Raw genomic sequence first — 13,877 nt, forward strand, 5'->3', positions numbered from 1 at the left:
GTCGGTTATAATGAAGAGAAATCATACCATGATGCAGTTTTTTGAATGGCACCTGGCTGCAGACGGAGATCATTGGAAGCGACTGGCTGAAATGGCCCCGGAACTGAAAGCCAAAGGCATTGACTCGGTATGGGTGCCACCCGTAACCAAGGCAGTGTCAGCAGAAGATACAGGTTATGGTGTATATGATCTGTACGATCTGGGCGAATTTGATCAAAAGGGTACCGTACGGACCAAATATGGCACCAAGCAGGAACTGGTGGAGGCCATTGCTGAGTGTCAGAAGAACGGCATTGCCGTCTATGTGGATCTGGTTATGAATCACAAGGCCGGAGCAGATGAGACGGAAGTGTTCAAAGTGATCGAGGTTGATCCCAATGATCGAACGAAGGAAATTTCTGAGCCGTTTGAGATTGAGGGCTGGACCAAATTCACATTCCCGGGTCGCGGGGATCAATACTCCTCTTTTAAATGGAACTCTGAACACTTCAACGGCACGGACTTTGATGCCAAGGGAGAACGAACAGGTGTATTCCGCATCGCAGGAGAGAATAAAAAATGGAATGAGAATGTCGATGATGAGTTCGGCAACTATGACTATCTGATGTTCGCCAATATAGATTATAACCACCCGGATGTTCGGCGCGAGATGATCGATTGGGGGAAATGGCTGATCGATACCCTCCAGTGTGGTGGGTTCCGGCTGGATGCGATTAAGCATATCAACCATGAATTCATTAAGGAATTCGCAGCAGAGATGATCCGCAAACGCGGTCAGGATTTCTACATCGTAGGTGAGTTCTGGAATTCAAACCTAGATGCATGTCGTGAATTCCTCGATACGGTAGACTATCAGATCGACCTGTTTGACGTGTCTCTTCACTACAAGTTGCATGAGGCTTCGCTTGCAGGTAGAGACTTTGATCTCTCCAAAATTTTTGATGATACCTTGGTTCAGACACATCCTACCCATGCGGTAACTTTTGTAGATAACCATGACTCCCAACCTCATGAAGCGTTGGAATCATGGATTGGAGACTGGTTTAAGCCAAGCGCCTATGCGTTGACGCTATTACGTCGCGATGGTTATCCGGTTGTATTTTACGGGGATTATTATGGCATTGGTGGTCCTGAACCTGTGGATGGCAAAAAAGAAATTCTGGACATTCTGCTGTCTGCCCGTTGCAACAAAGCGTATGGAGAGCAGGAAGATTACTTCGATCACGCCAATACGATTGGCTGGGTACGTCGTGGCGTAGAGGAAATCGAAGGTTCCGGTTGTGCAGTGGTCATCTCCAACGGGGATGACGGTGAGAAGAGGATGTTTATCGGAGAGCATCGTGCTGGTGAAGTCTGGGTGGATCTGACGAAGAGCTGTGATGATCAGATTACCATTGAGGAAGACGGATGGGCCACCTTCCATGTGTGCGGTGGAGGCGTCTCGGTATGGGCCCTTCCTGAACAGAATGAGGACTGCGCTGACGCTGAGTAACGGCATGTGCCAGGCAATATAATAAAAGATACACGGATTGATATGAAAACAGTATACCGACCGTATAAAAACAGTATATATAGATCGTTAAACCATCTGAACAGGAGAGCAAGTATACCTGTGTCCAGGTGGTTTTTTGCATTTCTCTAGGTACAACTAAAACTCCATCCTAACGAACCGAGGGCACCTTATTTGCACTGAATTAGCGTTATTGGAATTCTAACGAATCTCAGTAACCTTATTACTCTCAAAAACGATTGAAATAGCGCCAATTGGAGCAACATCACCTGATTAACGCGTTTGAGATTCGTTAGAATACTGGTAACTCGGATTTCAGCCGAATAAGGCCTCTCAGATTCGTTAGCTTAACGTGGGTTGAGGCTCACCATAGGCAAACGAATCATTGCTGTAAGTAAAAACATGGAATGAGAAAGAAACAGTTCGGTTCCACATCTTAATACATGGTACAATAATCCAAATATGGAGTGTTAGAAAACAAAATGAGAGAACGTGATAAGCGATATTTTTTGCAGAAGATGGAGAAGAGGAGGGGCGGCATGAGTCCCAAAAGAGAGATGAACCGTTTCTTCCCGTTGGTCATGTACCTATGTGTAATAGCCGTGTGTCTGGGGGCTTGCAGTTTGGGACCAAACCAGGGGCCAGCGGGTGAACCGAAGCGAACCGATGAGTATACGTTGAATTCGGAGCGAAGAGATTTGAATGAGCGGGTTACGACGAACCTTGAGTCTTTTCAGACGAACTCGCCAGATGATTATAATTTGACAGCAACGGTGGATGTGAGTCATGCATCCGGAGTTGATCGGATTACTTATGAGATTTTGGTGAATGAGGCTCGGGTGCCCATGGTTAATGTCATTCAGTCCTTCACCCTCGATCCCAACATGATAAATCGAATAGATGCCGGAGAGTTATTTCATTCCAATGTGAGCAATACACACGAGATTAGTTTAGAGTCTGACAAGGAACCGCTTGGATTGAGTCTGAGCAGAAGTTATGTCTTGAAACCAAAGGCGGAGATCGACAGCAATATCCTCCAGCATTATGCAGATATGTATATCAAAATTTCCTATGGCCCAAATGATCAGCGAACGGAAGATTATTTTCATGTTCAGGCCGAGCCCTCTCCGAGGACAATTGAGCATATGAAGTCATGGGAGAAAGAAAAATAGGAAAAAGCAACGCCCACCAGTTCCGTATGAGGAATCTGAGTAGACGCTGCCGGTTATCTATTTGAGATAGTAAGGTTATTACTTTTCAAAATACTGATTCATCGTATCCCACATTCGATTGAACTCACTTCGTTCCATTGAAAATGCTCCAGGCTTCTCAGGTTTGTGGTTTTACCTGCTCCAGTTCAAATGATTCCAACGTGCCAACCATCCGCAGATTATGCTCGCGGTTGAACTGATCCCGTCTGTCCGCATCCGCGTACTCATCATGATAATGCATCAGTACGGTTTTCTGTCTCACTTCCGCGGGTAACTGCTCCAGATCCTTCAATGAAGTATGGGATTTGATGACCAGATCGTGCATATGGCATTCATGGAAAATCAGCTGCACATCAGCGGCAACTTGCTCCACACGTTCCTGGTCGAGTGTACTGTCAGCACTGTAATAGAAGTAAGGCTTGGCGAGTAGCCCATTGCTGACCATACCGGGAACATGCTGTGTCCGAAACGTCTCAAACGTCACGCCGCCCAGTTCGAATGTGCCTCCATCTGGCAGGGGAACGACATCGTAGTAATCGCTCATGGTACGTTCACCATCCGTTGTGTAGCGCATGCCGGGGGATAGAATGTTCCAGAGCGGATCTACCAATTGTTCGTGTATGAACAGACGGGGTTTGCGGTCGCCTACGATCTGTGCGTAATAACCCAGCATCTGTACACCATTAATATGATCTTCATGCAAATGAGTAATGAACACGTTGTGGATATCGGTCATGGCGAATCCATATTCCTTGAGTGCTTTAGCATTTGATTCTGGAAAATCAATGACCAGATGCGTGTCTCCGAATTCAGCCAACATACTATTGTGGTGCTGCTCCACGCTGAACATATCTCCAGTGCCGAGAAAAGTAATTTTCAATTCATTTCATCTCCTTATGTGATCTTCAGATCAGCATCCTTGCGTTAAATCCAGTATACCTTGTTCCCGAATATATGCCTAAATCAACCTTTTTTGATAACGCTATCATTTTATATTGAACTTTGATGATAAACAGTGTAGCGTAAAGATGGGAAGTGAACCCATATGAACGTAAACTCACCTAAAGGGAGCGTGCGAGGCGAATGAAATCTTTTCTGGATGAACAATTTTTGCTACACAATGAAACGGCGATCAAGTTATATGAGGATTATGCCAAAGACATGCCCATTATTGATTATCATTGCCACCTCAGTCCTCAGGAGATCTACGAGAACAAAACCTTTGGCAATCTTACAGAGGCTTGGTTATACGGTGATCACTATAAGTGGCGGCTCATGCGCGCAAACGGAATTGAAGAGCAATATGTGACCGGCGGCGAGGGAGTAACCGATTACGATCGTTTCATGGCTTATGCCAAAACGGTACCGATGATGATTGGTAATCCACTGTACGCCTGGTCTCATCTGGAATTACAGCGATATTTCGGCGTCTACGAAGTATTGAATGAGACAAGCGCACCGGCCATCTGGGAAAAAGTAAATGCTAAACTGAACAGTGACGGATTCGGTGCACGTGATCTGATTACCAAATCCAATGTCACTGTTGTGTGCACAACCGATGATCCAACGGATTCTCTGGAGTATCATCTGAAAATTCAGGAAATCGAAGGCTTTGATACGGCGGTATTACCTTCTTTCCGCCCGGATAAAGGCTTGGAATTGAACCGGGATACCTTCGTGGAATGGGTGGGCAAGCTGTCGCAGGCATCTGGCACTGCCATTTCAGATTATGAATCTTTCCTTGCTGCGCTGGAGTCACGTGTGGAATTTTTCCATTCCGTCGGCGGCAGAGTCTCTGACCATGCACTTGATTATGTTCCTTACGGCGTGGCTACACGCGAAGAAGCAGCTGCCATCTTTGCAAAGGTACTTGCGGGTCAGAAGGTAACTCGTGAGGAAGAGGACAAATACAAGACGGTAACGCTGACGTTCCTTGGCAAACTGTATGCAGATCGGGGCTGGGTGATGCAGTTCCACATTAATGCAGCCCGTAACAACAACACACGGATGTTTGCCAAACTTGGGCCGGATACTGGTTACGATGCCGTGAATGATACGCCGCTTTCCGCAGCGATGATTGGATTGCTCGACGCGTTGGAGCAGCAACAAGCACTGCCCAAAACGATTCTGTATTCTCTGAATCCAAGGGACAACGAAGTGCTCGCGGCGATCATCGGCAGCTTCCAGGGCGGGGGTATTCCGGGCAAAATCCAGCTTGGTGCCGCCTGGTGGTTCAATGATACGAAGGATGGCATGCTCGCTCAGATGAAAGCCCTGGCGAATGTTGGTCTGCTCAGCCGTTTTGTTGGCATGCTGACCGATTCACGCAGCTTCCTGTCCTACACCCGGCATGAGTATTTCCGTCGTCTCGTCTGCAACCTCATCGGTGAATGGGCCGAACAAGGGGAGGCACCGCAGGATATGGAGCTGCTCGGTCAGATCGTACAGGGCATCGCCTACAACAATGCAAAAGAGTATTTCCCGTTTGCCTCAGTGCCTAAAACAGTCTCTGCTTCACAGTCCTGATGAGTAACAAACGCACCTAATCATGCAATTTATACAATAAGAAGATTCTTTTGTGTCTACTTTTCAATCGTAATAAAATGCTCCCCTTCCTTACCTCCGGGCCATCATCCACCGGAGTTATGAACGGGAGTTTCTTTATAAGTTGAATTCATGGAATTGTACATACTAACTATAGTGGGCTCCAATGGAGGCCATATGACAAAACCCATAATCAAGCGCGTGTATGCTCTTGGTTATGGGTTTATGTTGGTTATTTTTAGATGTTTGACAATGGCTTCTTGCGATAATATACTTAGTACACCTAATTAATTGTGCATCTATTTAATTGTATTACTATTTAATAGATGTCCTATGATGTTGGATGTCTATGGAATGATAAAGAAAGAAGGAGGGACCCATTATGACTGGTATAGATCCGGTCGCTCAGAAGCTTTTGTACTCCATTATGCAGTTTAATAAAGGCAAATGGAGGCAACATAAACCTCATGGGCGCAATCACAATGAAATTATGGTGCTGGGTTGTTTACTCCACGGGATGCATCCGGGAGAACAATTGAACTGGCAGGACAATCCGCCTGATTTCAATGACACGATCGAATCCAACCATCCCGGGATGAAAGTCTCGGAAATCAGCGCATTGCTACGAGTGAAGTCACCGACCATTACACCTGTTATTCGTGGCCTTGAAGATGAGGGGCTGGTCAAACGGACGATGGACCCGGAGGATCGCCGTGCTGTCCGCATCACGATTACTGAAGCAGGTCGTGAAATTATTCGGGCTGCTCACCAAGAACGCATGGAAATATTCAATAAGTTAGTTGAGCATTTGGGTGAGCAAGACAGTACTCAGCTGGCTGAGTTGTTGACAAAGGTATACACCTTTTTTGATACATTAACTTCCTTGCAAAAGGATGATTCGACAAGAGGAGATGATAAGCCATGATGAAACTGTTTCGCATGCTGAAGCCATACCAAATTCCGATTATTTTTATTCTGGTGTTGGTACTGTTTCAGTCGCTTGCTGAATTGTACCTGCCTACGTTAATGGCAGATATTGTGAATGACGGCATCATTAAAGGGGATATCCCGTATATCTGGCAGATTGGTGGATGGATGTTGGTCATCGCGATTGGCGGAACAGCGTGTTCGGTGATTGCCAGTTATCTCTCATCTCGAACAGCGGGTGGATTTGCCAAACAACTGCGTAGCAGAGTATTCCGCCATGTGGAGAACTTCTCTCTCCAAGAGTTCGATAAGATGGGTACTGCTTCGCTGATTACGCGTACGACGAATGACATCACACAGGTACAGAATGTACTTACAATGATGCTGCGCATGATGATTATGGCTCCGCTCATGTGTATCGGGGGTATCTTCATGGCGGTATCTCAGGACGCCAAATTATCTACGATTTTCCTGGTCGTGCTTCCGGTACTCGGTGGAGCAATTGCGCTGATTGGTGCCAAGGGTTTACCTTTGTTCAAAACCATTCAGAAAAAGCTGGACCGACTCAACCTGGTGCTGCGTGAGCAGTTAACAGGGATTCGGGTTGTTCGTTCCTTTAACCGTGGGCAGCATGAGAAAGTGCGCTTTAACGGGGCCAATACAGAACTGAGAGATTCATCGATCAAAGTTAATGTGCTCATGGCGACCATCATGCCTGTGATGATGCTGGTTATGAACTTTTCGATGATTGCCATCCTTTATTTTGGTGGAATGCGGATCGACACTGGTAATATGAACATCGGTGCATTGATTGCCTTCATCCAGTATGCAATGCAAATCATGTTCTCACTTATTATGGTTTCGATGATCTTTGTCATGATTCCAAGAGCTTCAGCATCGGCAGAACGGATTAACGAAGTGCTTGATATGCAGCCGGATCTTAGCAATCCCGAGCAGCCTCGTGGTATGAAATCCATGCAGGGTATGATTGAGTTTGACAATGTAACTTTCCGTTATCCGGGCGCAGAGAATCCAGCTTTGTCCAATATCTCCTTCACAGCTCGCTCAGGTGAGACAACAGCCATTATCGGTGGTACGGGTTCTGGGAAATCGACATTGCTCAGCCTTATTCCACGATTTTATGATGTGACCGAAGGCAGTGTTCGGGTAAATGGTACGGATGTGCGTGAAATTCGGCAGGAAGATCTGCGTGCCAAAATTGGCTTTGTACCACAAAAAGCAGTCCTCTTTACGGGTACGATTACGGAGAATATTCGTCACGGGAAAGATGATGCCACAATGGATGAAGTTGTTCATGCGGCCCGCACGGCTCAGGCGGAGAACTTCATTACCGAGATGAAAGAGGGATATGACAGCCTTATCGCTCAAGGTGGTAACAACGTATCTGGTGGACAAAAGCAACGTCTGTCCATCGCTCGCGCACTTGTTCGCCGGCCGGAAGTTTATATCTTTGATGACAGTTTCTCTGCTCTCGATTTCAAAACGGATGCTAAACTTCGTGCTGCACTGAAGTCCGAAACGACAGAAGCGGCTGTGCTAATTGTTGCGCAACGCGTAAGTACAGTAATGGATGCCGATCGCATTCTGGTTATGGATGAGGGCCGAATTGTCGGTTCAGGAACACATAAAGAGCTGCTGGAGCACAATGAAGTGTATCGCGAGATTGTATCCTCCCAGCTGACAGAGGAGGAGATCGCATGAGTGAACGTACAGAACGTAAGTCGCCTCGTCCCCATGGTGGGCCGGGTCCAGGTCCCGGAATGGGCATGCGACCTCCCGCTGAGAAAGCAAAAGATTTCAAAGGCACACTGCGTCGCTTGATTCGTTATCTCCAGCCCCATAGTTCTCGTCTGCTAGGTGTGCTGGTTGCAGCCATTTTGAGTACCGTATTCAGCATCATCAGTCCAAAAGTTATGGCCGAAGGAACGGATATTCTCAGTAAAGGCGCCATTGCCATCCTTCAGGGTGTACAGGGAGCCGGGATTGATTTTCCTGCATTGATGAAAGTATTATACCTGCTTGGCGGACTCTATCTGTTCAGTGCTGCATTTATGTATGTTCAGCAATACCTGATGGCCGGTGTGGCCCAACGTGTTGTGTATGACATGCGTGAGCAGATCAGTGCGAAGGTAGGACGTCTTCCTTTGAAATATTTTGACTCCCGCACAACTGGGGAGACACTTAGCCGTGCCACGAATGACGTGGACAATATCAGTAATACACTTCAGCAAAGTTTGGCACAGTTCATTACGTCCATCGTCACAATTGTCGGCGTAATTATCATGATGCTGACGATTAGTCCATGGATGACGCTGATCACGATTTTGACGTTGCCACTCAGTGTAGTTGTTGTCATGCTGGTTGCATCTCGTTCGCAAAAACACTTTGCGGGTCAACAGAAATCCCTTGGGGAACTGAATGGTCATGTCGAAGAGATGTACACGGGACACAAGGTCGTCAAAGCATTTGGACGCGAAGAACAATCCGTACAGCAATTTGAGAAGGTCAATGAAGAACTGTATGAATCTGGCTGGAAAGCTCAGTTTATCTCCGGTATTATTATGCCGCTCATGAGTTTTGTGGGTAACTTGGGTTATGTACTGATCTGTGTGGTCGGTGGGATCTTCGTTACACGTGGTTCTATCTCTATTGGGGATATTCTGGCCTTCACACAATATTCCCGTCAATTTACACAACCGATTAACCAGATTGCAAATATCTCGAATATTATTCAATCAACGATTGCTTCGGCAGAACGGGTATTCGAGTTGCTGGATGAAGAGGAAGAAGTTCCGGAGTCCAAACAACCCGTGCAATTACAGCAGCCTAAAGGTGCGGTTGCATTCCAAGGTGTTAATTTTGGATATAAAGAAAATGAACTGCTCATTCATAACATGAATATTGATGTAAAACCGGGACAGACGGTAGCCATTGTTGGACCAACGGGAGCCGGTAAAACCACCCTGATCAACCTGTTAATGCGTTTCTACGAAATTCAGGATGGTCGGATTACGATTGACGGTGCCGACATTAAGGACATGGAGCGTGGCAAGCTGCGCAGTCTGTTCGGCATGGTGCTTCAGGATACCTGGTTGTTCAACGGAACGATTCGGGACAACATCGCCTATGGTCGAGAAGGTTCTACGGAAGACGATGTAATCAAGGCAGCCGTTGCGGCACATGCGGATCACTTTATTCGTACACTGCCTGATGGTTATGATACGGTGCTGAATGAAGAGGCGTCGAACATCTCTCAAGGGCAGAAACAGTTGCTCACAATTGCAAGAGCAATTCTGGCGAACCCGGCCATCCTCATTCTGGATGAAGCGACGAGTAGCGTGGATACACGGACCGAAGTATTTATCCAGAAAGCAATGAATGATCTGATGAAGGATCGCACAAGCTTTGTCATTGCACACCGTTTGTCTACCATTCGCGGCGCCGATCTGATCCTGGTTATGGATCATGGTAACGTGATTGAACAGGGTAATCATGATGAATTGATGGCAAGTCAGGGCTTCTACGCCGATCTGTACAATAGTCAGTTTGCGGAGCAACAACCGCAGGCGATCTGATTACACTGTAACTAACAAGAATAGCCGGGAGCCCCCTAGGGATGCTCCCGGCTATTTGTCGTGTATCCAGAGGATTGACTGAGATATGAATTATTTATTTACTGATCCTTAGTCTTCTTTGCAGGTTCATCTGCCCCGCTGCTAGAGATCGAGTTCACTTCTACTTTTGCGTCGTCGCTGTTCACTTCCTCCAGTGCAGACGGAGCGGGTTCACCCGGGATCAATTCACGCTGCTCAATCATGCGTTTGACGACCTCATAACAGTCATCTACATGTTTGTTACCCACATAGCGCATGGCTGTGAAGCTGAGTGCGGCAGCCAATCCCTGTCCTGCAAATGGGACAAATTTGGCGACGGATTTGGTGGCTACGCGTACGCCGACTCTTTTCAGAACCTGGACAACCAATTCCTTGGTGATCATACGACCAATGACTTTGCTTCCGATGGACATCACGAATCCATAGATCATGGATTTGGTCTCGGGGTCCATGCCGTCCAGCTGTTTTTGTGATAATCCGAATTTATTGTTAATGGCAGGCAACAGCTGCATCAGCATCCCCACATCAGCCAGTACGTCTGTACCGGGCAGCGGAACGAGTGTTGTGCCGGCAGAAGCGGTAGCTCTTTTGCGAACCATGGTACGGCATTCCTTGCGAACTTGCTCCAATTGTTCCAACGTTGCCGGAATCATAGGGAATCCCTCCATTCGTATATGGTATAGATATAACCGTTTTGACTCAATTTGAATGGGTTCTCACCAGCAAAATTTGCAGCCTTATGACATTAAGGTGCGGAGAAACCCTTTTTTCCATGCATACATCTGGTTAAACAAGGAAATGGTTTATGGATAAACGGGTCATCTAGCTATTACGAATGAATGAGGATTAGGATGCATACCTGATTGGGAAACCTATTTGGAATCATGATGAGTGCGTAGCGAAGGGTTTGTTTACGGCTTCAACCTTTGTGGGTAAAGGTTTACAAGCATTGGAATGGAGGAAGAGGGATGGAGTTTAACAAAGCGTTGTTAATTCATCATCATCATTCGGGCAAGGCCAATCGTGAGAATACAGTGGGCCTTGTGGCTGGTGTGCTGGCTCCCGCTGTCCATGAACTCGTCATTGTGCGTACGGATGAAGCTGGTGAAGGAGAGAAGTTGTGTCGTGAACGCGGGGAGCAATTCGATGTGGTGTTTATCCTGGGTGGGGATGGCACGGTGCATGAATGCGTGAATGGACTGGCCGATCTGCAACATCCTCCGTTGATTGGTATATTGCCTGGAGGCACCTGTAATGACTTTGCGCGTTCGCTCGGGATTTCACCGGATGCAGAGATTGCGGCACAAGAAATGCTGGCAGGTCGGGTGGTATCTATTGATGTTGGACGAGCTAATGATCGGGTGTTCACGAACTTTTTTGGTATTGGCTTGATCAGTGATGCATCGCAGAATATTAACGAGAATCTGAAAGGCGCACTGGGGAAGCTCAGTTATTTTATCAGCACTTTACAGACAATTAGTCATACAGAGCCGTTTCGTTACCAACTGGAGGCGGATGGGAAAGAGATGGAAGGCGAAGCGGTGATGATCTATGCAGCCAATGGCCGTTTTCTGGGAACAAATGCATTGCCCTTTGCACCGGATGCGTTGCAGGATGGCGAACTGGACGTGCTCATTATTCATGAGACAGGCATTCCGCTGCTGCGAGAGATTCTGTCGCACAAGCCAGAGGGAGAATGGCAACCTCAGAGTGAGAGTATTTCATACTTCAAGGCATCTACGTTAAAAGTGAAGACGGATGCGCCGATGTCAGCCGATACGGATGGCGAATTGTATATGAAGACACCCGCCGAGCTGTCGGTGCTGACGGGTCATTTGAAGTTTCTAACCGGGGAGGGTTATTAAATCCCCCGGTTTTTTGGTTTGATTTTAGCTGATCGAAAACTTAAACACTCTCTGGCTGATCTCTCATATGACGTTGCCTGAACTCATCCTCAAGCATGCTCATCTGAATGGCATCATGGTATTGATGATTGTAGAACAAGACATCCCGCTTCACACCCTCGCGCTGGAATCCAAGCTTCTCATACGTGCGAATGGCTCGCTCGTTGAAGGCGTACACCTCAAGCTCGATTCGATGCAAGTTACAGATGCCGAAGCCGTAGTCCAGCATAAGTAGCAACGCCTCGCTACCGTAGCCTTTTCCTTGATGCTCGGCCTGATCGATGGCAACCCGAATATGTGCACTGCGATTCTTGGCATGCATGTCCATCAGGACGACATCTCCGATGATCTGGTCATTTTCCTGTAAAGCAATAAGTAGCATGAGTCTGGTGTCATATAAGAATAGAAATGGGGATTTAACGAAATGCGAAAGTTAGAGAATTATTTGAAGTGGTTTACTGTTTTTTTAATTTTGGTTACACCGCTGTTTACTTCACCTGGACAGGTCTTAGCAGCGAAAAAAGAAATCTATATTACTCTTTCTGGTGAGAAACACAGATATGTGGGAGAAGTCAAAAATGGTGTTCCTAATGGTAAAGGAATATCCTACTTTCCAAATGGGAAGAAGAGCTTTGAAGGTAAGTTTGTAGCGGGAATGCCTCATGAAGGAAAAAGGTATAACGTAGATGGAAAGCTGTACTCGGATATTTCTAATGGACAGGGAAAGACTTATTACCCAAATGGAAAGTTTAATTATGTTGGTAAGGTGGATAAGGAAACATGGCTTCCTTCAGGTAAGGGTACCGAATATTATCCAGATGGAACGGTTAAATATAAGGGCGATTTTTTGAATGGTTCGTTTCATGGTCAAGGTAAGTGGTATACAGAATATGGTGAAATGTTCTATCAGGGTACGTTTAAGAATGGTTTGCCACAGGGACAAGGTAAAGCATATCAATATGGAGAAATTGCCTATGTTGGTGCATTTGATAAAGGAGTACCCACGTATTCTGGCAAAATTAAATTGTACGAAGATGGTGTAATCATCTATGATGGGCAGGCTAAAAATGGAGCTATTACCGGCAAAGGTAAAGGGTACTTAAACGGTAAGTTAGTCTATGTGGGCATGTTTAAAAACGGAAGACCAACGGGTGAAGGTAAATTCTATACGGAGAATAGTAGTGATGGCCCTAATATATCTATTTATATCACTGTTGACTAAGTAACAGGTAAGTAATTACAGAATCAATTCAAAATTTTCAGGAGCAGAGTCCTATAATCATGATTAGATTTCAACCAATAAACCATCGGTAGGTGTGTTCATTGCATCGCCCGATGGTTTTTTTGACATAACTGCTTTTGAGATACAGCTATATATTTTAGTTCCGCTTAACCGCTCCATCCAGAAATAGCGCCACCAGTTCCTGCGCGAGTTCCTCGATGCTGCCGCCATTCATATTGCGTACATCTTCGCGGTTCGCGAGCATCAGCAGTGACGTAAATGCATGGGCAAGCAGCATAGGGTTCCCGACCCGCAAATAACCATTATCCATCTCCTTCTGAAAATGGGTAGCTAGTACTTCGAATATGCGAACCTCCGCTTCCCGAATCTGAGCGAGCTGCTCCGTGTCCAGATGTTTCTCGGCTTCTCGCATCATGGTCTCCGTTTCAATATGGGAATGCTGCATCTTGGCTTCGGCAACCTTAACCAGTCGTTCTTGCAACGTACCAGGTTCATCCAGACGGAGCGAAGTCTGCTGCATGCCCATCGCCATCATGCGGGTGATGGCAACGGTGAACAGGTCGGCTTTGCTGGTGAAATGATAATAGATTGATGCTTTGGTCACATTACATAACGAAGCGATCTGCTGGAGAGAGACGGGTTCATACCCGTACTCCATAAACAGACGTGACGCGGTCATCAATATGTTGGTTTGAACAGACGCTTGATCCACACCAGTTTTGGGTCTACCCGGTGAACGGGGAATGTTTGTTTTTTTGCTCATAAGTACATACCTCTTTACGTATTTAATTGCTTGTTAGAAGTGTTCACAAAATTAGGCATTGCAAAATTAACCTTCCGGTATATATAATTAACTCGATTATACTATGACCCGTGGTTCATTACTACACCATCATATATATT

11 protein-coding genes and 1 pseudogene are annotated in these 13,877 nt (G+C 46.3%); 8 read left to right on the forward strand and 4 right to left on the reverse strand.

What is annotated here, in order from left to right; translation table 11 throughout:
• Nucleotides 1-10 precede the first annotated feature (10 nt).
• Together MHB71_RS27150 and MHB71_RS27155 are read left to right on the forward strand one after the other, a co-directional pair.
• Nucleotides 11-1,492 carry an alpha-amylase gene (locus tag MHB71_RS27150; protein ID WP_076328674.1) on the forward strand — a complete coding sequence of 494 codons (1,482 nt, stop codon included), beginning with the start codon at nucleotides 11-13 and terminating at the stop codon, nucleotides 1,490-1,492.
• 557 nt (nucleotides 1,493-2,049) lie between these two features.
• A complete protein-coding gene (locus MHB71_RS27155; protein ID WP_340028159.1) occupies nucleotides 2,050-2,682 on the forward strand; it encodes a hypothetical protein in 633 nt (210 codons plus the stop codon).
• A 157-nt stretch (nucleotides 2,683-2,839) separates the two neighbouring features.
• On the opposite strand, the gene MHB71_RS27160 is transcribed toward MHB71_RS27155, so the two are convergent.
• A complete protein-coding gene (locus MHB71_RS27160; RefSeq protein WP_340028160.1) occupies nucleotides 2,840-3,601 on the reverse strand; it encodes an MBL fold metallo-hydrolase in 762 nt (253 codons plus the stop codon).
• A 203-nt stretch (nucleotides 3,602-3,804) separates the two neighbouring features.
• On the opposite strand from MHB71_RS27160, the gene uxaC reads away from it, so the two are divergent.
• The 4 genes from uxaC to MHB71_RS27180 all read left to right on the forward strand — a co-directional run bounded on the left by uxaC (nucleotide 3,805) and on the right by MHB71_RS27180 (nucleotide 9,788).
• Nucleotides 3,805-5,247 carry a glucuronate isomerase gene (gene uxaC / locus MHB71_RS27165; RefSeq protein ID WP_036612908.1) on the forward strand — a complete coding sequence of 481 codons (1,443 nt, stop codon included), beginning with the start codon at nucleotides 3,805-3,807 and terminating at the stop codon, nucleotides 5,245-5,247.
• Between the two features lie 400 nt (nucleotides 5,248-5,647).
• A complete protein-coding gene (locus MHB71_RS27170) occupies nucleotides 5,648-6,190 on the forward strand; it encodes a MarR family transcriptional regulator (RefSeq protein WP_036612904.1) in 543 nt (180 codons plus the stop codon).
• A complete protein-coding gene (locus tag MHB71_RS27175) occupies nucleotides 6,187-7,914 on the forward strand; it encodes an ABC transporter ATP-binding protein (RefSeq protein WP_340028161.1) in 1,728 nt (575 codons plus the stop codon). The genes MHB71_RS27170 and MHB71_RS27175 overlap by 4 nt, the downstream gene beginning before the upstream one ends.
• A complete protein-coding gene (locus tag MHB71_RS27180) occupies nucleotides 7,911-9,788 on the forward strand; it encodes an ABC transporter ATP-binding protein (protein WP_076319302.1) in 1,878 nt (625 codons plus the stop codon). Before MHB71_RS27175 ends, MHB71_RS27180 begins: the two co-directional genes overlap by 4 nt.
• A 98-nt stretch (nucleotides 9,789-9,886) precedes the next feature.
• Here the strand turns inward: MHB71_RS27180 and MHB71_RS27185 are convergent, their stop codons facing one another.
• Nucleotides 9,887-10,480, reverse strand: a complete 594-nt coding sequence (locus MHB71_RS27185; protein ID WP_340028162.1) for a hypothetical protein — start codon at nucleotides 10,478-10,480, stop codon at nucleotides 9,887-9,889.
• 315 nt (nucleotides 10,481-10,795) lie between these two features.
• Here MHB71_RS27185 and MHB71_RS27190 point away from each other — a divergent pair, with 315 nt between their 5' ends.
• Entirely contained in the window at nucleotides 10,796-11,692 is an 897-nt protein-coding gene (locus MHB71_RS27190; RefSeq protein WP_076328679.1) for a diacylglycerol kinase family protein, read from the forward strand.
• 40 nt (nucleotides 11,693-11,732) lie between these two features.
• Here MHB71_RS27190 and MHB71_RS27195 read toward each other — a convergent pair.
• A pseudogene (locus MHB71_RS27195) lies at nucleotides 11,733-12,122 on the reverse strand (GNAT family protein); the annotation flags it as partial.
• A gap of 33 nt (nucleotides 12,123-12,155) precedes the next feature.
• Here MHB71_RS27195 and MHB71_RS27200 point away from each other — a divergent pair.
• The gene (locus MHB71_RS27200; RefSeq protein ID WP_340028163.1) at nucleotides 12,156-12,953 is read left to right on the forward strand and encodes a hypothetical protein; all 798 of its coding nucleotides are present in this window, start codon (nucleotides 12,156-12,158) and stop codon (nucleotides 12,951-12,953) included.
• 157 nt (nucleotides 12,954-13,110) lie between these two features.
• Here the strand turns inward: MHB71_RS27200 and MHB71_RS27205 are convergent, their stop codons facing one another.
• A complete protein-coding gene (locus MHB71_RS27205; protein ID WP_340028164.1) occupies nucleotides 13,111-13,737 on the reverse strand; it encodes a TetR/AcrR family transcriptional regulator in 627 nt (208 codons plus the stop codon).
• Nucleotides 13,738-13,877 lie beyond the last annotated feature (140 nt).

It is taken from the genome of Paenibacillus sp. FSL H7-0940 (assembly GCF_037979415.1).
Taxonomy (GTDB): domain Bacteria; phylum Bacillota; class Bacilli; order Paenibacillales; family Paenibacillaceae; genus Paenibacillus; species Paenibacillus amylolyticus.